This window comes from Streptosporangium sp. NPDC051023 (genome assembly GCF_040689595.1).
Taxonomy (GTDB): domain Bacteria; phylum Actinomycetota; class Actinomycetes; order Streptosporangiales; family Streptosporangiaceae; genus Streptosporangium.
Map to the genome: position 1 here is coordinate 1 of NZ_JBFBCE010000061.1, position 24,803 is coordinate 24,803.

Annotated in this window: 19 protein-coding genes; 12 read left to right on the forward strand and 7 right to left on the reverse strand. The window is 71.2% G+C overall.

What is annotated here, in order from left to right:
* Positions 1 to 85: 85 nt before the first annotated feature.
* Positions 86 to 778, reverse strand: coding sequence for a phenylalanine--tRNA ligase beta subunit-related protein (locus tag AB0395_RS31985; RefSeq protein ID WP_366287538.1), 693 nt, complete (start codon positions 776 to 778; stop codon positions 86 to 88).
* Positions 779 to 973: 195 nt separating this feature from the next.
* Between AB0395_RS31985 and AB0395_RS31990 the strand changes: the two genes are divergently transcribed.
* From AB0395_RS31990 to AB0395_RS32000, 3 genes are all read left to right on the forward strand, one after another.
* Positions 974 to 1,234 (forward strand): hypothetical protein, encoded by a 261-nt coding sequence (locus AB0395_RS31990; protein WP_366287540.1) that lies wholly within the window; start codon positions 974 to 976, stop codon positions 1,232 to 1,234.
* A gap of 424 nt (positions 1,235 to 1,658) precedes the next feature.
* Positions 1,659 to 2,543, forward strand: coding sequence for a glycosyltransferase family 2 protein (locus AB0395_RS31995; RefSeq protein ID WP_366287541.1), 885 nt, complete (start codon positions 1,659 to 1,661; stop codon positions 2,541 to 2,543).
* Positions 2,544 to 2,765: 222 nt separating this feature from the next.
* Positions 2,766 to 3,491, forward strand: a complete 726-nt coding sequence (locus tag AB0395_RS32000; RefSeq protein ID WP_366287543.1) for an alpha/beta hydrolase — start codon at positions 2,766 to 2,768, stop codon at positions 3,489 to 3,491.
* 311 nt (positions 3,492 to 3,802) lie between these two features.
* On the opposite strand, the gene AB0395_RS32005 is transcribed toward AB0395_RS32000, so the two are convergent.
* Complete coding sequence (locus tag AB0395_RS32005) at positions 3,803 to 4,582, reverse strand: GntR family transcriptional regulator (RefSeq protein ID WP_366287544.1); 780 nt, start codon at positions 4,580 to 4,582, stop codon at positions 3,803 to 3,805.
* A 304-nt stretch (positions 4,583 to 4,886) separates the two neighbouring features.
* Between AB0395_RS32005 and AB0395_RS32010 the strand changes: the two genes are divergently transcribed.
* The 8 genes from AB0395_RS32010 (at position 4,887) to AB0395_RS32045 (ending at position 17,769) form a co-directional block, all read left to right on the forward strand.
* A complete protein-coding gene (locus AB0395_RS32010; RefSeq protein WP_366287619.1) occupies positions 4,887 to 6,341 on the forward strand; it encodes a 4-hydroxyphenylacetate 3-hydroxylase N-terminal domain-containing protein in 1,455 nt (484 codons plus the stop codon).
* A 13-nt stretch (positions 6,342 to 6,354) separates the two neighbouring features.
* Positions 6,355 to 7,263 carry an alpha/beta hydrolase gene (locus AB0395_RS32015; protein WP_366287545.1) on the forward strand — a complete coding sequence of 303 codons (909 nt, stop codon included), beginning with the start codon at positions 6,355 to 6,357 and terminating at the stop codon, positions 7,261 to 7,263.
* Between the two features lie 32 nt (positions 7,264 to 7,295).
* Positions 7,296 to 7,874, forward strand: coding sequence for a flavin reductase family protein (locus tag AB0395_RS32020; protein WP_366287547.1), 579 nt, complete (start codon positions 7,296 to 7,298; stop codon positions 7,872 to 7,874).
* Between the two features lie 86 nt (positions 7,875 to 7,960).
* Positions 7,961 to 8,821 (forward strand): VOC family protein, encoded by an 861-nt coding sequence (locus tag AB0395_RS32025; protein WP_366287549.1) that lies wholly within the window; start codon positions 7,961 to 7,963, stop codon positions 8,819 to 8,821.
* A gap of 119 nt (positions 8,822 to 8,940) precedes the next feature.
* Entirely contained in the window at positions 8,941 to 12,855 is a 3,915-nt protein-coding gene (locus tag AB0395_RS32030) for an acetate--CoA ligase family protein (RefSeq protein ID WP_366287551.1), read from the forward strand.
* Positions 12,845 to 14,593 (forward strand): (2,3-dihydroxybenzoyl)adenylate synthase, encoded by a 1,749-nt coding sequence (locus AB0395_RS32035; RefSeq protein ID WP_366287553.1) that lies wholly within the window; start codon positions 12,845 to 12,847, stop codon positions 14,591 to 14,593. The genes AB0395_RS32030 and AB0395_RS32035 overlap by 11 nt, the downstream gene beginning before the upstream one ends.
* 109 nt (positions 14,594 to 14,702) lie before the next feature.
* The gene (locus AB0395_RS32040) at positions 14,703 to 15,698 is read left to right on the forward strand and encodes a stage II sporulation protein M (RefSeq protein ID WP_366287555.1); all 996 of its coding nucleotides are present in this window, start codon (positions 14,703 to 14,705) and stop codon (positions 15,696 to 15,698) included.
* Positions 15,699 to 16,302: 604 nt separating this feature from the next.
* On the forward strand, positions 16,303 to 17,769 hold the full coding sequence (locus AB0395_RS32045) for a beta-propeller fold lactonase family protein (RefSeq protein ID WP_366287557.1): 1,467 nt from the start codon (positions 16,303 to 16,305) through the stop codon (positions 17,767 to 17,769).
* Positions 17,770 to 17,881: 112 nt separating this feature from the next.
* On the opposite strand, the gene AB0395_RS32050 is transcribed toward AB0395_RS32045, so the two are convergent.
* The 5 genes from AB0395_RS32050 to AB0395_RS32070 form a co-directional block, all read right to left on the reverse strand.
* The gene (locus tag AB0395_RS32050) at positions 17,882 to 19,249 is read right to left on the reverse strand and encodes a DUF58 domain-containing protein (protein ID WP_366287559.1); all 1,368 of its coding nucleotides are present in this window, start codon (positions 19,247 to 19,249) and stop codon (positions 17,882 to 17,884) included.
* A 141-nt stretch (positions 19,250 to 19,390) separates the two neighbouring features.
* The gene (locus AB0395_RS32055) at positions 19,391 to 20,350 is read right to left on the reverse strand and encodes a MoxR family ATPase (protein WP_366287621.1); all 960 of its coding nucleotides are present in this window, start codon (positions 20,348 to 20,350) and stop codon (positions 19,391 to 19,393) included.
* A gap of 167 nt (positions 20,351 to 20,517) precedes the next feature.
* Complete coding sequence (locus AB0395_RS32060; RefSeq protein WP_366287561.1) at positions 20,518 to 21,732, reverse strand: DUF4350 domain-containing protein; 1,215 nt, start codon at positions 21,730 to 21,732, stop codon at positions 20,518 to 20,520.
* A complete protein-coding gene (locus AB0395_RS32065) occupies positions 21,729 to 22,406 on the reverse strand; it encodes a DUF4129 domain-containing protein (protein WP_366287562.1) in 678 nt (225 codons plus the stop codon). Before AB0395_RS32065 ends, AB0395_RS32060 begins: the two co-directional genes overlap by 4 nt.
* Entirely contained in the window at positions 22,391 to 23,755 is a 1,365-nt protein-coding gene (locus AB0395_RS32070; RefSeq protein WP_366287563.1) for a glycerophosphoryl diester phosphodiesterase membrane domain-containing protein, read from the reverse strand. The genes AB0395_RS32065 and AB0395_RS32070 overlap by 16 nt, the downstream gene beginning before the upstream one ends.
* A gap of 342 nt (positions 23,756 to 24,097) precedes the next feature.
* On the opposite strand from AB0395_RS32070, the gene mtrA reads away from it, so the two are divergent.
* A complete protein-coding gene (gene mtrA, locus AB0395_RS32075) occupies positions 24,098 to 24,775 on the forward strand; it encodes an MtrAB system response regulator MtrA (protein ID WP_030907316.1) in 678 nt (225 codons plus the stop codon).
* The last annotated feature ends 28 nt before the right edge of the window (positions 24,776 to 24,803 follow it).

Below are 24,803 nucleotides of genomic sequence, written 5' to 3' on the forward strand. Positions count from 1 at the left end.
GCGCCCCGCGGGCGCGGCCCCTCCCCCCCCCGCGACCGCCCCACGACCGTCGTCGTGCTCGCCGCCGAACGGAAGGCGCGAGTCCTCAGAACTCCAGTCGTGGCGCGGACCGGCTCAGCATCGCGGTCTTCGGCGCGACCGGCCAGAGGCCGCTCAGCTCGTCCGCGACCGTGGTCGTGAGCTCCTGGACGTCCGTGGCCGCCGACTCGTGCAACGCCTCCGCGACGATCAGGACCGCGGCCGTGCTGTCTCGGACGGCCGAGAGGCCGCTCTGCCGGTTCGTCCACCGCCGGGCGTGCGCCCGGCCCTCGGCGTCGGCGAAGATCACCTCGTGCGGTTCGGGGTTCTCCGTCTCGCCGGAGAAGGTCAGATAGGTCTCCTGCCCGCTCGCGTACCGGACCTCCAGACCCTCGGAGACCCTGGCGACGTCGAACACGGCCACCGGGGTCGCGAACGCGAGCGAGATCGCGTTGCAGAGGTCGATCAGGGGATGCAGCCGGGGGAGGGCTCGCTCCTTCTTGAAGCGCCGCAGCAGTGCCTCCGAGGCGCACCGGTACTGGGTCGGCTTGAGTCCCATCTTGGAGAAGGTGCGCCGCCAGGCCTGGATCTCGGGGAACTCGGCCTCCGAACTCGTCGCAAGCCGGGCCTCGGCGATGGCGCCGAACCTGGCGATCTGGTCGTCGACGGACACCTCCCGGGTGATTCCCGTGGCGAGGACCACCCCGGCGGCGAGATCGGGATAGTCGGACCAGATGTCGCTCGAGTGCTGGAAGTACATGAGGCGGGCCCCTGTCGCGAACTGGATCGGATCTACCGGGTAATCAAGGTCTACCAGTGATGAAGGTCCACTGGGCGCTGAAGGCGAGTCTCGCACTGCGCCAAGGCGTGCTTCCCGAACCAGTCAGTGATCGTCGTTCAGGTCGTAGGCCAACCCCGGTGGGACTGTTTTTCGGCTCGGGCGCGCCGGTGTCCGATGGAGGCCGCGCGCCGACCGGTGCTCGCCTCAGTGCTCGCGAAACTGCAGGACACGGCACTGCACGTCACCGCCGGGCACCATGACAAACTCGGCCTCACCGTCCCGCGCGAGAAGATCCCCGCTCTGATCACGCTCTACGGGGGGACGCTGTTCACCCTGGTCAGCGCGCCGCCGGGAAGTGTCGACAGGGACGTCGTCCGGAACGTGGTTCAGGTCATCGTGTACGGCTGCGCCGGACACATCCAGCGGCGGCTCTGACCCTGCCGCAATCCCGGAGGCTGTTGAGCGCCGCCTCTAACTGCCCGAACTTCCCTGGCGCGGATTCCGGCCGCGACCAGCCGGCGTTTTCAGCTCGTACACACATCGAAGCCCTACCGGTACGAGCCCGCCGTCACGGAGATCTCGGTGGCCCGCCGGCTGTCGCTGCCGCGCTATCCCGACATGACCACACAGGAGGTGGAGCAAGTCGTCGTCGCAGTGCACGCCGACCGCTACACAGTGTGCGGCAGGGGCTGCTCTTGGTGGTCGTTTGAGTGGGCGGTGACCAAAGCGGCGCTACGGTGAGTCCGCAAGACGACGAATGCATGGCGTTGGAAAGAACAAAAAGTGACAAGGTTGCCTTGCTTGGCCTCCAGCAGGTGGCACCGCCAGGCGCTGAGCACTTCGTGTTGAGGGAGACGCGATGACCGGCTCGAAGGCCACGATCGACGTGGTGGTCCTCACCATGAACGACCGGCCCGCCGCCTTCCCGCAAGCTGTCGCCTCCCTCCTCGCCCAGCAGGACGTCGACCTGCGGGTGGTCATCGTCGGTAACGGTGTCGAGCCCGACCACGTGCCCCCGGGGGTGCGCGCCGTCACCCTGCCCGCCAATGTCGGTATCCCCGAGGGGCGCAATGTCGGCGCCGACACCCTGGCAGGGCCGCACAGCGGGGAGTTCGTCTTCTTCTTCGACAACGACGCCGTGCTGCCCGCCCCCGACACGCTCGCCCGGCTCGTCGCCGAAGCCCGCCGTCACCCCGAGGCCGCCTACATCCAGCCCCGCATCGCCGATCCCGACACCGGCGCCACCCTGCGCCGCTGGGTCCCTCGGCTGCGCGCCGACCGTGCCACCCGGCCCGGAACCGTCACCGTCATGGCCGAAGGCGTCGTCCTCATCCGCCGCGCCGACTACGAGAAAGCCGGAGGCTGGCCCGGTGACTTCTTCCTCTTCCACGAAGGCATCGACCTGTCATGGCGGCTGTGGGACCTCGGACGTACGGGCTGGTACGCGCCCGGCATCGTCATCCACCACCCCGCAACCAACCCCGCCCGGCACGCCGCCTTCCACCGTCTCGTCGCCCGCAACCGCGTCTGGATCGCCTACCGCCGTCTGCCTGCCCTTCTGATCCCCATCTACCTGGCGGTCTGGACGCTGCTCAGCGTCATCCGGATCCGATCCCGCGCCAACCTCGCCATCTGGGCACGCGGCCTACGAGAGGGCCTTCAGGGAGGACACGGAAAGCGCCGGCCGATGTCCTGGGGCACCGTGCTGCGGCTGACTCTCGCCGGTCGCCCCCCGATCGTTTGAGCTCTACGGAGCTGCTGTACCTGTGCTGGTGCCGCGTCAGGCGACGTTTGCCCGGCGAGGTCTGCGTGATATCTTCGGCAGCGCCGTGCAGTGGTGCGACGACTGGAGGAGGTGAGACCGATCAACGCTGTGATGACAGGTCGGGGCTCCCTCCCGTGCATGGTCTAGGGAGCGCCCGCACAAGGCACCCCCGAAAGGCTTTGAAACGCTATGCGCTTCAGCTTGACCTCTCAGACGTCGGCCGACGGCGTCACCGAACAGTCCTTCGCCCTCGGCGAGATCACCGGTGTGCTGTTCACGCCGCAAGGCGCCACCGGCCCCCGCCCGCTGATCCTGATAGGACACGGCGGCGGCCAGCACAAGAAGGCCCCCGGCGTCCTGGCCGGCGCGCACCGGTTCGCCGCCGAGGGGGGTTTCGCCGTCGCCGCGATTGATGCCCCTAACCACGGCGACCGGCCGAAAGATGAACAGTTCATCCAGCTCGCGGGCGACATGCGGGCCCGTATGGCCGCAGGAGAGGATCCGGCCGGGCTGGTCACGGCCATGCACGACCTGCTGGCCGGGCGGGCCGTCGCCGACTGGCAGGCCGTTCTGACCGCGGTCCAGGAGCTCGACCACGTGGGCGTCGGCCCGGTCGGCTATTGGGGCGTGTCGATGGGCTGCGGGCTCGGTGTGCCGCTGCTCGCCGCCGAACCCCGGATCCGCGCCGCGGTGCTGGGCCTGCTCGGCGTGCACGGGCTGGCCGCACCCGCCGCCCAGGTCAGCGTGCCGGTGCAGTTCCTGCTCCAATGGGACGATACGCGGGTGCCCAGGGACCAGGCCCTGGCGCTGTTCGACGCCCTGGGCTCGACCGAAAAGACGTTGCATGCCAACCCCGGCGACCACGGGGGAATCCCCGCGTTCGAGACCGACAATGCGCTGCAGTTCTTCGCCCGGCACCTCGGATAAGGCCGCTGCCCTGTAGCGCGTGACGCGCCGGCCGGGGTCCGTTTCCGGCCGGCGCATCACGAACCAGACCGTTTAGCACGGAACCACGGGATGGGTGGGCATCAGGTGCCCCCCGCAGCGCGAACCAATCCAGCGCGAACCAGTCGTCATGCACGCGATGGCGTCCCCGTGCCGTCCCAGCCACGGGCCGCGTGATCCATTTCCCGTCCCCATCCGGTCGGCAGGTTTCGATCGACGGTTCCGAACCTAGAACCTTGACTTGAGGTCAAGCGGGTGGGGTGCAGGAAGGGGACACGCCTGCCCGACGGCGATCACTCCGCGGTTGACGGCTCCCGGGTGAGGCCGGGGTTGAACACGTGGTTGAACTCCTCGTCGGGGAGCATGAACACGTGCGCGGCGATCCGGTTCACGTGCTCGCGGGCGAGACGCTCGGCCGAGGTGGCGTCGCCGGCGAGGATGGCCCAGGCGATCTTCGCGTGCTCCTCGATGGAGACGCGGAAGTCCTCGCCCCGGTACCGCTGGAAGTAGTTGAGCCGTTGGACCGGCAGGTGCAGGCTGTCCCAGATCCGGATCAAGAGCCGGTTCTCGCCGGATGAGACGACCAGCCGGTGGAACTCCTGGCTGTGCCGGGCGTACTCCTCGGCCGAGCAGTGATGGCCTTCCTCCATCCAGTGACGTAGCACGCCTGCCTGGCCGCTCAGCCCCTCGAGCGGCCCGTCACACCTGGGGTCGCCGGTCGTGGCGGCGGCCGCGGCCGCGGCGGACGCGGCAGCGCCACCGCCTTCGAGCAGGGCGCGGACCCGGAAGAATTCGGTGATGTCCCGCCGGGTGATCACCCGGATCACCGCGCCACGGTGCCGCTGAAGCTCGATGATGCCGTCCCGCTCGAGGCGTTGCAGCGCCTCGCGGACCGGCACCCTGCTGATGCCCAGGTCGCCGGTGAGGCGGGCCTCGGTGAGGCGTTCCCCGGCACGGTAGGAGCCGGTCAGCGCGTTGTGGAGGATCGAGGAGTAGGCGCGGTCGGTGACCGACTCCTCTACCGGCGTGTCTTCCACCGTTTTCGTGTGCCCGACGCCCTGGCGCTCGTTCACCTCTGCTCCCATCCGTAGGCCGCCCGGCGGTTGGCCGTCCGTGCGTTAAGGATTGTAGTACAGCTTTCCCCTCCGGTGTTCGCCGAGGGGAGGAGAGGGGCGGTCCGGTGTTCGCCAGGGGGAGGAGAGTGCTCGTCCACGGGGGAGACACCGGTTTCGGAGGGCCGGAAACCTGTCCGTAACTTGTGCGTCTTCCTGTATTGACAGAACTGGCCAGCGTGAATGAGTGTTGTCTAACGATTTACGGCACAGCAAACCGCCGATGCAGTCCTGGACTGCCAGGTGGGAGAGGGAAGGGCTGCACATGGGTCTCAGGAGCGGCAAAGAGTACGTCGAGAGCCTGCGAGACGGACGGAAGTTGTTCATCAATGGCTCGATAGTGTCCGATATTGCGAGCTATGCCCCTTTTCAGGGGGCCGTGCAGACCCTCGCCGGGTTGTATGACACTCAGGCCGACCCTCAGTACATCGACACCCTGACCCGGGTGGGCGAGAACGGCGAGCGCTTCAGCACCACGCTGCTGGAGGCCAGGACCCTGGAGGACATGGAGGCGCGGCTGCGCTGCGAGTACGTCCGCACCGACCTGACGTACGGCCTGATGGGACGGCTGCCCGACTTCATGGCGGCCTTCGTCCTGGACACCGCCGCCTCGCTGCGGCACATGGGCAAGACCGAGGCCGCGGACCGGGCCGACGCCTACCTCGCGCACCTGCGCGCCAACGACCTCGCGGTCACCCACACGCTGATCGACCCGCAGAGCGACCGGTCCAAGGCGGGCGCGCCGAACGAGGCCGTGCGTATCGTCGCCGAGAACGAGGAGGGCATCACGGTCCGCGGCGCCCGGCTGCTGTCCACGCTGGCCCCGCTCGCCAACGAGATCTTCGTCGGCCCCTACGTCCCGCGCCGCCCCGGCGAGGAGGACTTCGCGCTCATCTTCTCGACCCCGGCCGCGACCGAGGGACTGAAGATCGTCTGCCGCGAGCCGTACGACCTCGGGCGCGCGGAGTTCGACCGGCCGCTCTCGGGGCGGTTCGACGAGGGCGACGCGATCCTGATCTTCGACGACGTCTTCGTGCCGTGGGACCGGGTGATCGTCGCCAGGGACCTTGAGGCGTACAACGGGGTGATCCCCAACTTCCCCGGCTACGCCGGAATCCAGGGCGCCGCCCGCAGCACCGCCAAGCTCCGGTTCCTGACCGGGCTCGCCGGTCTGCTCGCCAGGACCAACGGCAGGGCCAAGGCCCCCCGCTACCAGGAGGAGATCGGCGAGCTGGTCGGCCTCCTCAACGTCGCGGAGGGACTGCTCAAGGGCGCCGTCGTCGACACCTTCCAGCGGGTGAACGCCCGTGGCCAGGGACTGGACGCCCACCGGCCGTCCGGACCCGGCGAGCCGCGGGAGCAGTCCTACGTCGGCCTGGCGAGCATCATGTTCTTCTTCCCCGGAGTGCTGGCCAAGGCCATCGAGACCGTCAGGATCGTGGCCGGCAGCGGCGCCATCGCGATGACCAAGGCGGACTTCGACCACCCCGAGCTGCACGACCTGGTCGAGAAGTTCCTGCACGGCCCGGACACCCCGGCCGAGAAGCGGCTGCAGATCATGAAGCTCGCCTGGGACATCACCGGCGACCAGTTCGGCGGGCGGCAGGCGCTCTACGAGCGGTACTACACCGGCGACCCGATCACCAACCGGCTCATCTTCTTCGGCATGCCCAAGCGGGCGGAGGCCGAAGACCTCGTCAGCCGCCTGCTGGGCTGGTGAGACGGGGATGAGTATGACGGACGAGGAGAGGACCTCCACCGTGAACGGCGCGTTCACCGCTCTGCCCGCCGTACGGCATGTGGAGACCCTTGGGTACCGCACGGCCTTCTATGAGGCGGGCGCGGGTGAGACCGTGATCCTGCTGCACGGCGGTGGGGCGGGCGCCGACAGCCGGTCCAACTGGGAGGGATGCTTCGACCTCTTCGCCGCCAGGGCACGGACCTTCGCGGTCGACCTGGTCGGGTTCGGCGAGACCGACAAGCCAGACCCCGAGCGGTTCGCCTACACCCAGGACGCCCGCAACGCGCAGCTCGTCGCGTTCATCGAGGCACTGGGCCTGGAGCGGGTCACCATCATCGGCAACTCGATGGGTGGCGCGACCGCCCTCGGTGTCGCCATGACCCGCCCAGACCTGGTCGCGAACCTGGTCCTGATGGGCAGCGGCGGCCTGACGACCCATATCTCGCACGAGCTCGGGGCCGTGGTCGACTACGACTTCACCGAGGCCGGCATGCGCAGGCTGATCGGCGTGCTCTCCAATCCGGGCTTCGTGCCGACCTCCGGTCAGGTCAGCTACCGCTACGAGCTGTCGGTACGGCCGGACGTCCGGGCCGCCTACCGCGCGACCATGGGCTGGGTGAAGGCCAACGGCCTCGCCTACACCGAGGACCAGTTGCGCGAGGTCAAGGCCAGGACGCTGGTGGTCAACGGCAAGGACGACGTCATCGTCCCGGTGGAGACGGCTTACCGGTTCCTGGAGCTGCTGGAGAACTCCACCGGTTACATCCTGCCGCACTGCAGGCACTGGGCGATGATCGAGTATCCCCGGCTGTTCGCCGAGGTCTGCCTGGACTTCATCGAGGGCCGGGGCGTGCCGAACGGCGGGGGCCCGGGTGGGCCCGCCGGGCAGGGCGAGGACTGACCATGGCCGAGGCGAGCGCGAGGCGTTCAGACATGGCCGAGGCGAGGGCTCCGCGTTCCGGAACGGCTGGAACGGGCGCGTCACTCCAGCCCGCGGCGCCGGATCCGGCGGTGTTCCGCAGGGTTCTGTCCAACTTCTGCTCCGGCGTCGTGATCGTCACGACGATCGACGATGAAGGACCGACCGGGATGACCTGCCAGTCGTTCTCCTCGCTCTCGCTGGACCCGCCGTTGGTGCTGCTCTGTCCCGGTAAGGGCTCGACGACCTGGCCGAGGATCGCCGCGACCGGCACCTTCTGCGTCAACATCCTCGCCGAGCACCAGCAGGCCGACTGCTGGCGCTTCGCGTCCAAGGGGGCCGACAAGTTCGAGGGCACGTCGTGGCACCCCACGTCCGGTGGCTCGCCGGTGCTCGACGGCGTGATCGGATACGTCGACTGCCGCATCGAGGCGGTCCACGACGGCGGCGACCACCACATCGTGGTCGGCCGGGTTCTGGACCTCGCCGTCACGAGCACCGCCCGGCCCCTGCTCTACTTCCGCAACTCCCACCCCCGTGTCGAGGACCCGCACGCCGGTCACATCCCGTTCCTCGGCGCCCCCGACTGGTGACCTCCGGCCGGTGACCCCAGACCGGTGACCCCGCACCGCGGAGTCCCGCCGTCTCCCCCCCACGTTCCTGGACAGAACGGATCATCATGCAGATCGAACAGCTCGGCTACCTCGGCATCAACTCCACCTCTCCGCAGGCCTTCTCCGACTACGCGACCGGGATCCTGGGCCTGCAGGCCGTACGGGGGGAGAGGGGGCGCTCCTACTTCCGGATGGACGACTTCGAGCAGCGAATCATCATCGAGCACGCGGAGACCGACGGCGGGGCCTACTACGGCTGGCAACTCGCCGACCAGGCGGCCGTCGGAGCGCTGGCCGACCGCGTCGAGCGCAGCGGCGTCGCGGTCCACGAGGCCACCCCCGAGGAACTGGCGGTGCGCAAGGTCGGCCACATGGTCCACTTCGCCGACCCGTCCGGGCACCGGGTCGAGCTCTACTGCGATCCGGCGCGCACCGTCGCCTCCTTCGACTCGCCGCGCGGGCTGCCGGGCTTCGTCGCCGGTGAGCTGGGGCTGGGACACGTCGTGCTGCTCAGCGACAAACTGGAGGAGAGCCAGCGGTTCTACACCGACGTCCTCGGGTTCCGGCTCAGCGACTACATGAACGACAAGCCCTTCAGCGCGTCCTTCATGCGGACCAACCCCCGCCACCACAGCCTGGCGATCGCCGACGCGACGTTCTTCGGCGCGCCGAACGCGCTGCACCACTTCATGCTGGAGGTCCACGACCCCGACGAGGTCGGCCGGTCCTGGGACATGGTGCTGGAGAAGAACGTCCCGGTGACGATGTCGATCGGCAAGCACACCAACGACCAGATGTTCTCCTTCTACGTCCAGTCCCCGGCGGGGGTGCACACCGAGTTCGGGGCGGGCGGCGTCCTGGTGAACGAGGACACCTGGCAGGTCTGCGAGATGCCGGGCCCGGACGTCTGGGGCCACCTGCACTGACCGGAGGCGCGAGCGGGCCGTGGAGCCCGGCTCGTGCCACCGGCGTCCATCAGCCCGTCAACGCACGGATCGGCGGCCCGCGCAGGGCCCGCCCATATCCGGATGAGGTGAGAGACCCGATGACCCTCAGGATCGCAGTCGTCGGAGGCGGGCCAGGCGGCCTGTTCTTCGCGAGCCTGGTCAAACAGGCGGACCCGTCGGCCGAGGTCACCGTCTTCGAACGGAACCGTCCCGACGACACCTTCGGCTTCGGCGTGGTCTTCTCCGACGCCACGCTCGCCGGCATTCACGAAGCCGACCCCGTGCTGCTGGCGGGCCTGCGCGAGTACGGCAGGCACTGGGAGCACATCGAGGTCAGGTCGAAGGGACGGCGGATCCGCTGCGCGGGCAACGGAATGGCCGCCATCACCCGCAGGACACTGCTGCTGCTCCTGCGGCGGCGGGCCGCCGAGGTCGGCGTCGACGTACGGTTCCAGAGCGAGATCCGCGACCTGGCCGAACTGGACGGCCACGACGTGGTCGTCGCGGCGGACGGCGCCAACTCCGCGATCCGCGCCCGGCTCGCGGCCGAGCTGGAGCCGTGGGCCGAGACCGCCGCCGCCAGGTTCATCTGGTTCGGCACCACGCACATGTTCGACGGCCTGACCTTCGTGCACGAGCGCGGGCCGCACGGTGTCTTCGCCGCGCACGCCTATCCGATCAGCGACGACGCCAGCACGTTCATCGTGGAGACCGACGAGGAGTCGTGGCGCGCGGCCGGGCTCGACGGGTTCGACGCCGGACGACCTCCCGGGCCCAGCGACGAGAACTCCAGGCTGTACCTGGAGCGGCTCTTCGCCGAGCAGATCGGCGGGGAGCGGCTGCTCGCCAACAACTCCCGCTGGGCGAGCTTCCGGACCCGCCGCACCCGGCGATGGTGGTCGGGGAACGTGGTGCTGCTCGGCGACGCCGCGCACACCGCGCACTTCTCCGTCGGCTCCGGCACCAAGATGGCCATGGAGGACGCCGTGGCGCTCGCCGCCGCGGTGACCGGGAAGCCCGGCGATCCGCAGGCCGCGTTCGCGGACTACGAGGCGGCCCGGCGCCCGCGGGTCGAGCGCATCCAGAACTCCGCCCGTCCCAGCCTGTCCTGGTGGGAGCGGTTCGGCACCTACCACGACGCCTTCGAACCGCTGCCGTTCGCCTTCCACTTCCTGTCGCGGAGCATCGGGCTCGGCAAGCTGGCCCTGCGCGACCCGGCCTTCACCGGTGAGGTCGAACGGGACTGGCGCGCGACGCACGGCACCGAGCCGCTGGCCACACCGCTGCGCCTGGACGGCCACACCTTCTCCGGGAGGCTGGTGGCCGTACGGGAGATCGGGGGGCGGCGGATCGCCCAGGCGGCCGGAGACGTGGCCGGGCTCCCGCTGTACGACACGCCGCCGCCTGCGTCCGCCGGTGCGACGCCGTACGGCGCACCGCACGGGGCCGGTTCCCCACATCTCTCAGACACGGAAGGTACGGCGGCCGCTCCCTGGGGACGATGGCTGGCCGCGCCCGGCGACGAGGGCGGGCTGCCCACGGCGCGGGAGGAACTCGCGGCGGCCGTCGCGTCCGGTGCGGCGCTGGTCGCCGTGCACGGCGGCACGCCGCTGACCCGCGTCCTGCTGGCCGAGGACTCGCGCCTGGTCCACGGTGTCCCGGCGCTGGTCGTCGAGAACGGCGCGAACGAGAACGGCTCCGGAGAGAGCCGGGCGGGCGAGGACCGTGCGAGGGAAAGTCACGCGGGCGAGGAGCGTGCGAAGGAAAGGCGCGCGGACGAGGATCGCGCCGCGACTCTCGTGCTGTCCGGCCGCGCGGACCTGGTCGCCACGGCTCCCGCGGACGCGCCGCCGACGCCGGCCTTTCTCGGTGCCTCTGGCGGCCCGGAGACTCTGCGACCGCTGTTCATGCCTCGCGGGGTCGCCGTGGTCGGCGCGTCCAGGGAGGGCGCCAAGCTCGGGGCCATGATGGCCCGGTCGCTGGCCGGGTACGCCGGGGGACCGGTGCTGGTCAACACCCGCAACCCCGATCCCGCGGCGGGCGTCTACGGCTCGGTCGGCGAGGCCGTCGCGGCGAGGGGAGAGCCGGTCGACCTGGCGGTGCTCTGCGTCCCGGCGGCCGTGTGCGCCGCCGCGCTCGCCGAGGCGGCGGAGGCGGGCGTGCGGGCCGCGCTGGTGTGCGCGGGCGGTTTCGCCGAGGCAGGTGAGGAAGGGGCCCGCCTCCAGCGGGACCTGGCCCGGGTGGCCGCCGAGACCGGCGTCCGGTTGCTCGGGCCGAACACCTCCGGTTTCTTCGTGCCCTCAACGGGGCTGACCGCCAGCTTCGTCCCCGCCGCGGCGCGGGTGCCGTCCGGCGGGGTCGCGGTGGTCGCGGCCAGCGGCGGGGTGAACCACGCGCTCGCGTTCGAGCTGGCCAACGCGGGCACCGGGATCAGCCTCGCCGTTGGCATCGGCGCGGGCCTCGACGTGACGGCCGCCGACGTCCTGGACCATCTGGCGGCCGACCCGCTGACCACGGCGGTCGCACTGCACGTGGAGACCGTGCCCGAAGGGCCGCGCCTGGTCGAGGCGGTGCGGAGGCTGTCCGCGGTGAAACCGGTCGTCGCCCTGGTCGTCGGGCGCAGCGACGTCGGTGACTTCGCGCGCTCGCACACCGGGGCGCTGGCCACCTCCTGGCGCGTCACGCGGGCCGCACTGCGGCAGGCGGGCGCGGTGCTCGCCGACGACGAGCGTGAGGCGGTCGACGCACTCACCGCCCTGTCACGGCTGCGGCTCGCCCCCGCCGCCGATCCCGGGCTGGGAATCGTCACCGCCCAGGCGGGCCCCGGCCTGCTGCTGGTCGACCGGATACGGGCCGACGGGGCCCGCGTGCCGGACCTCACCGAGGAGACCGGGGAGCGGATCGGCGCGCTGCTGCCCCCGCTGACCTACCAGCGCAACCCCGTGGACACCGGCAGGCCCGCCGAGACCTTCCCGCAGGTGCTGCGCGCCGTCGCGGACGACCCCGGAGTCGACCTCCTCGCCGTTTACGCGCTCACCGAGCCCGGCAGCGTGGACCTGGCCGACGCGGTCGAGGCCGCGGGGCTCTCCGCCGCAGTGGCCGCGGTCGGCGGGTTCGAGACCGAGGCGCGCGAGATCCGCGCCCGCCTGCACGAGGCGGGAATCCCCGCGTTCGGCACCGCCGCGGCGGTGGCGAACGCGGTCCGCGCGCTGGTCGCCGACGCCCGCGCCCGCCACACCGTGACCGGCTCCGCCGTGACGTCCCCGGTCACGGTGGCCGGGACGGGGCCGATGGACGAGGCGGAGGCCAAGGACCTCCTGGACCGCCTGGGCGTGCGCACCCCCGAACGCCGGGTCTGCGCAGGCCACGCCGAGGCGCGCGAGGCACTGCGCGAGCTGGGCGGGCCGGTGGCGGTCAAGCTCCTCGACGCGGAGGTGACGCACAAGACCGAGGTCGGCGGGGTGCGCCTCGGCGTACGCGACGCCGGGGAACTCGACGAGGCCCTGGCCGCCCTGGACGCGGCGGGCGCCCGCCGCTATCTGGTCGAGCGGATGGCCCCGGCCGGTCCCGAGCTGGTCGTCGGCGCCCGGCGGGATCCGGTGTTCGGGCCGGTCGTGCTGCTGGGCCTCGGCGGGACCGCGGCCGAGGCCATCTCCGACGTGGCCGTCAGGCTCGCACCGCTGTCCGAGGCGCAGGCGGCCCGGATGCCGGATGACCTCGCGGGCCGTCGACTGCTCGACGGGTGGCGTGGCGGGCCGGTCCTCGACGAGTACCGGCTCGGCGCTCTGATCGCGACGCTCGGCGGCCTCCTGGCGGCCAGCCCCCTCCTGGAGGAGATCGAGATCAACCCGCTCCGGCTGACCGGGCAGGGCCTGATCGCGCTGGACGCGGTGGTCGTCCGGGCCAAGACGGAGGCCGGGGAGACGCGCGGCGCGGGAACCGGGGAGATGCGCGACGTGAGGACCGAGAAGACGCGCGACGCCGGGATCAGGGAGACACGTGATGTCGAATAGGAATGCGATGCCCGACAAGCCGGATACGCGGGTACGGCCGAGCCGTACCGGGACCGTCGGCTGGCCCCGTGACGTCGCCGAGCGATATGTCGCCCGCGGCTACTGGGCGGGCCGTTCCCTCGGCGAGCTCCTGCTCGCCAGGGCCGATCTCGTCCCCGATGCCGTCGCGCTGGTCGACGGCGAGCTGCGGCTGACCTACCGGGAACTGGCCGGGTGGGTGGACGGCGCCGCGCTGCGGCTGCGCGACCTGGGGCTGCGCCCCGACGACCGCGTCGTGGTGCAGTTGCCCAACCGCTGGGAGTTCGTCGTCCTCGTCCTGGCCTGCCTGCGGCTGGGCGTGATCCCGGTGATGGCCCTGCCCGCCCACCGCAGGGCGGAGATGTCCTATCTGGTCGAGTACGCCGAGGCCAGGGCGATCGCGGTGCCCGGCACGCTCAAGGGCTTCGACCATCAGGCGATGGCCAGGGAGATCGCCGACCGCGACGGCGGGGTGGACGTCATCCTGGTGGCGGGGAACGAGACCGGGCTGCTTCCCGGCGGCACGGACCTGACCGCACTCTGCACGGGCCCCGCGCCCGACTCCGTGGCGGCACGCGCCGAGCTGGACCGCGCCGCGCCGGACAGCCGCGCCGTTGCGGTCTTCCTGCTGTCCGGCGGCACGACCGGCCTGCCCAAGCTGATCGCCCGCACCCACGACGACTACGCCTACAACGCCCTGCGCAGCGGTGAGGTCAGCGGCCTTGGACCGGAAACCGTCTATCTCGGGGTCCTCCCGCTCGGCCACAACTTTCCGCTGGCCTGCCCCGGCGTCCTCGGCACGCTGCTGGTCGGCGGGACGGTGGTCGTGCTCGGCTCGCCCGACCCGGCAAAGGCGTTCGCCGCGATCGAACGCGAGCGGGTGACCGTGACCGCGCTGGTCCCCGCCGTCGCACAGCGCTGGCTGAACCACCGCGAGGCCGACGGGAGCGCCGACCTGAGCTCGCTGCGAGTGCTCCAGGTGGGCGGCGCCAGGCTGGCCGACCACGTCGCCCGCCAGGTCGGGCCGGTGCTGGGATGCGGGTTGCAGCAGGTCTTCGGAATGGCCGAGGGGCTGCTCAACTACACCCGCCTCGACGATCCCAACGAGGTGGTCTGCGAGACGCAGGGCAGGCCGATGTGCCCGGACGACGAGATCCTCGTGGTGGACGAGGCGGGCCTGCCGGTGCCGGACGGCCAGGCGGGCGTCCTGCTCACCCGCGGGCCGTACACGCCGCGTGGTTACTACCGGGCCGAGGAGCAGAACGCGCGGGCGTTCAGCGCCGACGGCTGGTACCGCACCGGCGACATCGTACGGCTCCGCCCCGACGGCAACCTCGTCGTGGACGGCCGGGACAAGGACATGATCAATCGAGGTGGGGAGAAGATCTCCGCCGAGGAGGTCGAGAACTTCGCCTACCAGGTGGAGGGCGTCAGACAGGCGGCGGCGGTGGCGATGCCGGACCCGGACCTCGGTGAGCGGATCTGCCTGTACGTCGTGCCGTTCTCCGGCGCGACCGTGAGCCTCGACGACGTGCGAGCCGTGGTCGAGCGCGCGGGGGCCGCGCGCTTCAAGCTGCCCGAACGGCTCGTCACGGTCGGTTCGCTGCCCAGTACCAAGATCGGAAAGATCGACAAGAAGGCCCTCCGCGCCGACATCACCGCCCGGCTCGCCGCCGAGCGGGACACGGTGGGAGCGGCGATCGAGGGAGAAGCGAGGTGAGCGTCGCCGGGTGGCTCACCGGCCGTTGCGGGGCCGAGCGGTAGCCGGGCTTTCCTACGGGGCCGGGAGGTTTTCCAGCGGGGCGGGAAGATGTGGATACGCTTTCCTGGTGGACATCGACGCCTTTGTCAGTGCGCACCGCCCGGTCTGGGATCGTCTGGAGGAGCTGATCCGGCGTCGCAGGTCGCTGGACGGCGCCGAGATCGACGAACTGGTCGACCTCTACCAGCGGGTCGCCACGCACCTGTCCATCGTGCGTTCGGGGCAGGCGGACCCGATCCTGGTCGGACGCCTCTCCGCGCTGGTCGCCAGGGCCCGCTCCGCGGTGACCGGCGCCCACACCCCGGCCTGGCGGGAGTTCATCCGCTTCTTCACCGTCTCCTTCCCCGTGGTCGCTTACCGCGCCCGCTGGTGGTGGATCGGCACGACCGTGGCCTTCCTGCTGGTCTCCACGGTCATGGCCGTCTGGGTCGCGCGTGACCCCGCTGTCCAGGCGGTGATCGGCACGCCCGACGAGATCAGCAGGCTCGTCGACCACGACTTCGCCGACTACTACTCGGAGCATCCCGGGGCCTCGTTCGCCGGTCAGGTCTGGGTCAACAACGCCTGGGTCTCGATGCAGGTCATCATCATGGCCCTCCTGCTCGGCCTGCCGATCCCCTACATCCTGTGGCAGAACGCGGCCAACGTGGCCGTCTCCGCCGGGCTGATGGCCTCCCACGGCAAGCTGGACATCTTCTTCGGCCTGATCACCCCGCACGGCCTGCTGGAGCTGACCGCGGTCTTCCTCGCCGCGGCCGTCGGCATGCGCCTGGGCTGGACGGTCGTCAACCCCGGCCCCCGCAGGCGCGGTGAGGCCCTCGCGGAGCAGGGCAGGGCCGTCATGAGCGTGGCGCTCGGCCTGGTCGTCGTGCTGTTCGTCTCCGGGCTCATCGAGGGCCTGGTCACCCCCTCCAGCCTGCCGACCTGGGCGCGGATCGGCATCGGGGTGGTCGCGGAGGCGGCGTTCCTGACCTATGTGATCTTCTTCGGCCGCCGCGCCCTGGCCGCCAGGGAGACCGGCGACCTGGAGCGGGCGCCGGACCTCGCCCCGAGCGCCGGATAGCCCCCGCGCCTTCGTTCTTCGGCGGGCGGGCTGGAAGGGTGCGTCATGCCCGCCGTGCTCTTAACGAACGGTCCTCGGAGGTCGTTGAGGCAGCGAGGTTGTCGAAGGAGTTTTTGAAGGGTTTCCGGGGCCCGTGAACGCCTCCCTGGAAGATCGCCAAAAACGAAGGTTTTGAACCGTAATGGGCTGGCCATTTTTCTCTGCACGGGTGAAGCGCCGACGCAACCTTCCCACCAGCTCACACAATGTCCAGTAGTGGCCACCATGAGGGGATTGTTGCGATCACCAGGCGGGCGGAAACTCACTTGTGACAGGGCAGCGTCACGACCACATCACCGTTAGCGACGACCGGGCAGTCAACACCACCTTGCGCCACCGGCCCGGCAGAGACATCACCGGCAGCGGCTCAATCTCCTCCCCCTCTCACGATAGACCGCCTCAGTGATCAGGCGCCGCGCAGTCGTCACATCGTGTTGTCGCTGACCGGCGGTCGCTGACCCCGCCCGTTTCTGTGCGTGTCTCACACGGCCGGCCGGTTCTCCGGGGCCGCCCGCCCAGCCGTGCCAGTCCTGAGCCCGGCCCCCACCCCTCAATGAGGTGTGCCATGCTTCGATTCTCCTTCATCCGACCTTCCACCCGTTTTCCTGCCCGGCCGCCTGCCCCGCGACCTGCCCGAAGGCCGCGCCGGCGCGCCGGACACCGCCCGGCCTGGCTGCTGGGCCTGCTCGCGGCCTGGCTGACCGTGGCCGTCTGCATCCCTTCGGCGGCGCACGCGGCCAGCCCCGCCGCTGGCCACGCCTACACCGCCAACGAGGGCGGCGGCACCGTGACGGTGCTCGACACCGCCACCCACGCCGTCATCACCACGATCACCACCGCGGGCGACTCCCAGGACGTGGCGATCAACCCGGCCGGCACCCGCGTCTACACCGCCAACCAGTCCGGCTCCTACTCGGTGATCGACACCACCACCAACACCGTCATCGCCACCATCACCGCGGCCAACGGCCCCACCGGGGTGGCCGTCTCCCCGGACGGGACGAAGCTGTACGGATCCCGCTTCGACGGCCTGGACGTCATCGACACCGCCACCAACACCATCACCACCACGATCCCGCTGACCAGCTTCCCCAACGACTTCCCCTACGCCGTGCAACTGTCACCCGACGGCGGCACCGCCTACCTGCCGCAGCTGTACGGCGGCCAGGTCACGGTGATCGACACCGCCACCAACACCGTCACTACCAACATCGGCGTCGGCTCCTACCCTGAAGACCTCGTGCTCAGCCCGGACGGCTCACACCTCTACGTCGCCAACGGCGGCTCCGACACCGTCTCGGTCCTCGACACCGCCACCAACACCGTCACCGCGACCATCAGCGTCGCCGGCAGCCCACGCGGCGTGGGCATCACCCCCGACGGCTCGCGCGTCTACGCCGCCAGCTACGGCGGTGACACCGTTTCGGTGATCGACACCGCGACCAACACCGTGGTCGCCACCGTCAGCACCGGCAGCGGCAGCCTTCCCCACGATGTGGACGTCGACTCCACCGGCACCTTCGCCTACATCGCCAACGCCGGCGGCTCGGTCGCCGTGCTGAACGTGGCCACCAACACCATCACCACGACCACCAGCGTCCCCGACGGACCCGCCCGGGTGGTCATCGGCCCGCCCCCGCCCACCGCCGATCTCGACGTCGACCTGGCCGCCTCGCCGCACCTGGGCATCCTGGTGCCCTACCTCGGCTACACCCTCACCGCGCACAACACCGGCCCGGACGCGGTCACCTCGGCCACCCTGACCGCCACCCTGCCCGCGGGGAAGACGGCCACCAACCTCTCAGCCGGCTGCACCTCCAGCCCCGGAACGGTGAGTTGCACCTACGGCGGCATCGCCAGCGGCGCCAGCGCCACCTCCACTTTCCGGCTGCCGCTGAGCCTGCTCAGCCTCGGCCACGTCACCGTGTCCGCCACCCGTAGCGCCTCGGCCCCGGCCGATCCGAACACCGCCAACAACAGTGCCTCGGCGCGGTGCACCGTCATCTCCATCATCCTGGCCACCTGCCCCTGACCCCGTTCCTGCCTCGGCGTATCCCCTGAACTGCGGGCAGGCGGTCCGCGAGCCTCTCGTGTTCCGGCTTTCCGGGTCCGGCCTTTCGGCGGGACCCGGTCTCCGGCCGGGATCAGAGGCGGCCCGCCGCCTTCAGCGCCAGGTAGGCGTCGGCCAGGGCGGGGGCGATCTGCTCGGGGGCGGCGTCGACGACCTCGACACCGTGGTGCCGCAGCCGGGCGGTGATCCTGCGCCGGTCGGCGTTCTGGCGCTCGGCCGCGGCGGCGTTGTAGACCAGTTCCGAGGTGCCGCGACCGGCCTCCATCGCCGCCACCTGGGGGTCGGAGACGGCGGCCAGGAGCACCAGGTGCCGGGACGAGAGCTGGGGGAGCACCGGCAGCAGGCCCTCCTCGAGTGACGCCGAGTTCAGGTCGGTGAGCACGACGACAAGGCATCGCCGTTTCGCCCTGGCCAGGACGGCCGCGACCATGTCCGCGGAGTCGGCCTCGATCAGCTCGGCCTCGATGGGGGCCATGGTGTTGACCAGCGTCGACAGCAGGTCCGTACGGCTGGCGCCGGAAACCCAGGCCCGCACCGTGCGGTCGTGGGCCAGGAAGTCGACCCGGTCACCCGCCCTGGCGGCCAGCGCGGCCAGCAGCAGGGCCGCGTCCATCGACCAGTCCAGGCGGGGCCAGCCGGGCGCGACCTCCGCCGGGCCGTGCGCGTCGCGGGTCCTGGGGCTCTCGCCCGCGAGCGGGATCGGGGCGGTGCCGACCCGTCCCGCCGAGGTGCGTCCCGTGTCCAGGACGATCAGCACCCGGCGGTCGCGCTCGGGACGCCAGGTGCGGACCACGACGTCGTTGCGGCGGGCGGTCGCCCGCCAGTCGATCGATCGGACGTCGTCGCCGACCACGTACTCGCGCAGCGAGTCGAACTCGGTGCCCTGCCCTCTGATCATCGAGGGGTGCCTGCCCTCCAGCTCCCTGAGCCTGGACAGTTTGGCGGGCAGGTGCTTGCGGCTGAGGAAGGGCGGGAGCACCCTGACCGACCACGGCACGTTGTGGGAGCCCTGGCGGGCCGCTATGCCAAGTGGGCCCAGCGTTCGTACGGTGACCGTGACCGCCTCCCGGTCACCCCTGCGCGTCGGGGTGAGTGTCGTGACGAGGCGGCGGCGTTCCCCCGGGGGAACGTCCAGCGTCAGGTGCCGCGGCGCCGCCCCCGCGGAGGGGGGCCAGGCGTCCCTGAGCACCCCCCTGGCCCTGCGGGAGCCGGGGTTCTCCACGATCAGTTCGACCGTCGCGGTCTCGCCGAGCCGTACCAGCCGGTCGCCTGCGCGGCTGAAGCGCAGCGGTCGCACGCCCGCGGCCAGCGCGAGGTCCACCGTGATCAGCGCCGCGAGCAGCAGCACCGTCCCGGCGACCGCGAGCTCGGGTCTGGGAGCGAACAGCACGACCAGCGTGCCCAGCAGGGCCAGCAGCGCGGCCCGTCCTGTCAGAGCCATGTCAGCACCGTCTCAACACCGTTTCAACACCGTCTCAACGCCGTCCCCGTGCCGTCTCACGTCGGCCGTCCCATGCCTTTCCCCTGCCGTCTCACGCGGGCCGCGTCCGCGTCGTCTCCGCCTGCCGTCTCCGCGTCACCGTCAGCGGGGGACGGGGACGGAGGCGAGGATGGCGTCGATCAGGCCGTCCGCGGTCGCGCCTTCAAGCTCGGCCTCGGGGCGAAGCTGGATCCGGTGCCTCATCGAGGGCCTGGCCAGCGCCTTGACGTCGTCGGGGGTCACGTAGGAGCGCCCTGACAGCCAGGCCCAGGCACGGGCCCCGGCCAGCAGCGCGGTCGCGCCGCGCGGCGAGACACCGAGCTGGAGCGACGGCGACTGGCGGGTGGCCCTGGCGATGTCCACGATGTAGCCGAGCACCTCGGGACCCGTGTGTACCTGGCTGACCGCCGCGCGTCCCGCGTCCAAGTCCTCGACGGTGGCCACGGCCTTGATGTGGGACAGGTCGCGCGGGTCGAACCCCAGCGCGTGCCGTTCTAGCACCGCGATCTCCTGGTCGCGGGCGGGCAGCGGCACGGTCAGTTTGAGCAGGAACCGGTCGAGCTGCGCCTCGGGGAGCTGGTAGGTGCCTTCGTACTCGACCGGGTTCTGGGTCGCGGCCACGATGAACGGCTCGGGCAGCCTGCGGGCCTTGCCCTCGACGCTGACCTGCCGTTCCTCCATCGCCTCAAGCAGCGCCGCCTGGGTCTTCGGCGGCGTGCGGTTGATCTCGTCGGCGAGCAGCAGGTTGGTGAAGACCGGACCCTCCTTGAACTCGAACTCCGACGTCTTCGCGTCGTAGACCAGGGAGCCGGTGACATCGCCCGGCATCAGGTCCGGGGTGAACTGCACCCGTTTGAAGTCGAGGGAAAGCGCGGCGGACAACGTCCTGACGAGCAGGGTCTTCGCGACGCCCGGCACGCCTTCGAGCAGCACGTGTCCCCGGCAGAGCAGGGCGATCACCAGCCCGGTGACCACCGCGTCCTGGCCGACGACGGCCTTGGCGACCTCTGCGCGCAGTGCCCCGAGCGCCTCCCGAGCGCCGTTCGCCCCCTGCGGGGCCACGGCGAACGCCCCGCCGCCCTGGCCGCCGGGCGCGGGGGCGCCGCCCTGGCCACCACCGGGGGCGGGGGCGGGGGCGCCGCCCTGGCCGCCGGTCTCCGGTGGCGTGCCCGCGGGGTTCCAGCCGGTCCCTGGACCGGGGTGCCCGACGGTCGGCTCGCTACGCTCGCTCACGACTCTCTGACCTGCCTTTCCAACATGTCAAGGTATGCGGCCATGGCTATCAGCCCGGCCTCGTCGGCCGGTGGCGGCCCGTACAGCGCGGAGCCGACGTGGTCGCCCGCCTGTCCTGTCCGCTCGGCGATCGCGCTGATTCTGGCGTCGGGCCCCGCCGCGGAGGGCAGTCCGAGCCTGGGGGTGACCCGGTCGATGAAACCGGCGCGCAGGGCGGCCGCGGCCCGGTCGCGGGCCCGCCTGGCCCGGTAGAGCCTGGCCCGCCCCTCGACGGTCTCCGCGGCCCTGACCACGACGGGCAGCCGCTCGGTCACCACGGGGCCGAGCCTACGGCCCTGCCAGAGCGCGAGCAGCAGGACCACGAGGGCGAGCTGCACCACGGCCCATCTGACCCCGGGAGGGATGAGGTCGTACAGGCTTCCCGCCGTGGCGGCGCCCTCGGGGAGGGTTTCAGGGGCCACGAGCCAGACGACCGTCGGCCTGGCCCCGGCCAGGTTCATCGCCAGCGCGGCGTTGCCGTCTTCGGCGAGCCGCAGGTTGCTCATGAACTGACCGTCGCCGACGACCGTGATCGTCCGGCCCCCGTCCACGTAGCTGACCAGGGTCGGCGCGTCGCCGGAGAGGTAGCAGCGAGCCGCCCCCGAGGGGGCGTCGAAGACCGCGCCGCCCATGTAGGCGCTGCCTGCCCTGGTCGCGGCGGGTAGCGAGCACTGGGGTTCGCGCGAGCGCGCCCGCGCCGTGTCCGTCGAGGTCACCCCGGGGGCGAGGCGGTCCAGGTGCAGCTGCTTGCCGATGACGAGCCGGTCGGCGGGGATGGCGACGAGCTGGTCGGCCTCGTCGTCGTCGAGGAAGGAGGTGTCGCTGAGCAGCAGTGTGCTGTCGCCGGGCCCGGAAGCCGCGGCCTGCGCCTCGGCGACGGACGTGACACGGGTGACCCGCACGCCGTTGGCCCGCAGTAGCTGTGCCAGCCCCCTGCCGCCGGACAGCGAGGTGCTCGCGGGGTCGAGCGGCTTGCCCACGCCCGGGCTGCCGACGAGCAGCACGCCGCCGACGGCCACGAGGACCACGATGAGCGCGATCAGGAGGATGCCCCTGCCGCCACGCCACAGGCTCTTCGCGGTCGGAGACGTCGACGTCGATCCGGCCGTGCCGGGTGCTCCCGTGGGTGCCGCCGGTGCCAGGCCCGTTCCTTGCGCGGTTCCGAGGCTCATGACGAGGCCGCCTGCGCGGCGAGGGCGGGGCGGGCCGCGCGCAGGTGTTCGTCGAGGTCGCGCATGACCCCGTAGGAGTCCGGGGTGCCAGGCACCTCACCGTAGGTCACGTCGTCGAAGACCCGGGCCGCCGTGGCCAGCTCCGCGGCGAATCCGGGCAGCGCGCGCCCGGCCTCCGCGGCCAGTTCTCCGGCGGTACGGCCGGGCGTCGAGTCGACGATGACACGGTCCTCCAGGTCCCTGGCGATGGCTCTGAGCCGCTCGCGGATCGCCTCGGCCCACCGCTCCTGCGCGGCCAGCCGCTCGGCGGCGTCCCGGTGCTCGGCCGCGGTGCGGCGGCCGTCGCCGAAGACGCCTTCCCGCCTCGCGGTGCCGCGTCTGGCGGTCCTGCGCGCGATCATGACCACCGCGAGGATCGCGGCGGCCACGATCGCGGCGAGGACGATCCGCGCGGCCACGCTGCCGACGACGCCGACGGACTCCTGATCGAGCAGGTCGCCGATGAACTGGTTCACGCCGCGCATGACACGGTCGATCAGGTTCTCCTTGGCGTACTCGGGTTTGAGTAGCTCCTGGAGAGCCTGGTTCGCCGCCTCCCCGCGGTCGATGTCGATCGGGACCGTGGGGAACACCGCGGAGAACAGGGCCGTGCCCGCCGTCAGTGACCGGTCCACGGAGCTCCCTGGCCCGGCTGGCCTGGATGGCCTGGCTGGCCGCCCGGTGTTGCGGGCGGGCCCCACAGGTCGTCGGCGGACGAGTGCACCCAGCCCTGTCGCTGCTGCTCGATCGCCGCGGTCTGCAGCACCAGGTCGAAGGCCTCGGCGCGCATCCGGCGGTCGGCGTAGAGCAGGCCGGAGACCCCTGCCTGGAACGGGTAGGTGATCATCGCCCCGACGGTGCCGCCGATCGCGAAGAGGATCGCCGCGGCGATCTGTGATCCCGTGCCTCCCTGCCCGAGGACGCCCGCGATGGTTCCCGCGAAGGTGAAGGGGATGGCGATCACCATGCCCACCAGGCCCGCGATGATCCCGGTGAGGAGCAGGATGCCGAACATCCGCCAGAAGCTGCCGCGCGTCAGGCTCCATGACCTGCGCAGGGAGGCGAAGACGCCGCTGCGCTCCAGCACCGCGGCGGGTGCCGCGAGCACCAGCCGGGTGGTGAGGAACGCGGCGTAGACGATGTAGGCCACTATCGCCAGCCCGAACAGCAGGAGGGCGCTCCCGGTGTCCGTCCCGGCGGCGGCCAGCCCGAGGGTCAGGCCGACTATCAGGACCATCGGCAGCAACAGGATCAGCGCGTCTATGCCGACCAGCCCGAACAGCGTGGGCACCCGCCCCCTGGTCAGCCGCCACGCCTCACCGGCCGTGATCTTGCCGCCGAAGACGGCGCGGCCGAGGATCCGGGTCAGCACGCCGCTGAGCAGGGTGACCGCGACGAACTGCACGGCGTAGGAGACGAGGGAGCCACCGTACTGGACGAGGAAGTCGGTCTGCGACGGGCTGCTCTCCAGCGAGGACGGGTCGTTTTCCAGGCTCTCCAGGGCCGCGCCGATCCTGCCCAGGGAGAGCGCCTGGCCGATCGCCACAGGGATGGCGCCGAGCACCGCGGCGATCGCCGACAGGCCGAGGACGGCCTTCGGGTTCGAGCGGATGAGCTTGATCGCGCCGTCGATGATGTCGCCGAGTCCGAGCGGGCGCAGCGGGATGATCCCGGGCCGCAGCGCGGCGGGGGGCGGCTGGCGGTAGCCGTAGGGGGGCGGCTGCTGGCCGTACGGGGGCTGGCCAGGGGGCTGCTGGCCGTAGGGCTGCTGTCCCTGGGAGGCGTGCGGATGCTCCTGGTACGGCGGCGCGCCCGGCGAGCCGTACGGGGACTGCGGAGGAGGCGGCGGCTGGTACGGTGACGGCGCCCCCGGGCCTGAGCCTGGCGTGGCCCACGGAGATCCTGGGCCGTCGCCATACGGCGGAGGTTGGTTGGGCGCCCAGCCGGGTGGCGTGTCGGGAGTGGAGCCGTGACCGTCTGACATATCCCAATCCTGACATGTGGACCCACCGCGTGTGCTGATCGGGAGATCACGTCGCGGTTTCACCGCAAAGAGATCGGCGGAGACGCGGGAGGGATGGCCGAGACACCGTCGTTTACCTCAGACTGGGAAGGTGACCATCTTCGCTTGGCGTTCGCAGTCGCCGAGGCCGGAGATGGCCGTGCGGGGGTGCTACTACTCGCTTCACGTCATGTGCGCCTAAAATTCGGCACTCGGACGGCTGGCGGTCGGGTTGTGTCATCCGGTGGTTCGACGGGGGTAATCTTCGACAGCCGTGCCGTTTACCCCAAAAACTCCCAAACTGCGTAAAACGAATGAGGGGCCATGAAAGGACGCGTGCTGGTCGTCGACGACGACGCCGCTCTCGCCGAGATGCTCGGCATCGTGCTACGCGGGGAGGGCTTCGAGCCTTCCTTCGTCTCCGACGGGGACAAGGCACTCGACGCGTTCCGTGACACCCGCCCGGACCTGGTGCTGCTCGACCTGATGCTGCCCGGCGCCGACGGCATCGACGTGTGCCGCCGCATCCGCGCGGAGTCCGGGGTGCCGATCGTCATGCTGACGGCGAAGAGCGACACCATCGACGTCGTGCTCGGCCTGGAGTCGGGGGCCGACGACTACATCGTCAAGCCGTTCAAGCCCAAGGAACTGGTGGCCCGCGTCCGGGCGCGGCTGCGCCGCACCGACGAGCCGACGCCGGAGATCCTGCAGATCGGCGACATCACCATCGACGTCGCGGGGCACTCGGTCAAGCGCGAGGAGGAGACCATCAATCTCACCCCGCTCGAGTTCGACCTGCTGGTCGCCCTCGCCCGTAAGCCGCGCCAGGTCTTCACCCGTGAGGTGCTGCTCGAGCAGGTCTGGGGGTACCGCCACGCGGCCGACACCCGTCTGGTCAACGTGCACGTCCAGCGGCTCCGCGCCAAGATCGAGAAGGACCCCGAGCACCCCGAGATCGTGGTGACGGTGCGCGGCGTCGGTTACAAGGCCGGTCCGGCCTAAGCCTGCGCGGCTCCCCCGGGACCTCGAC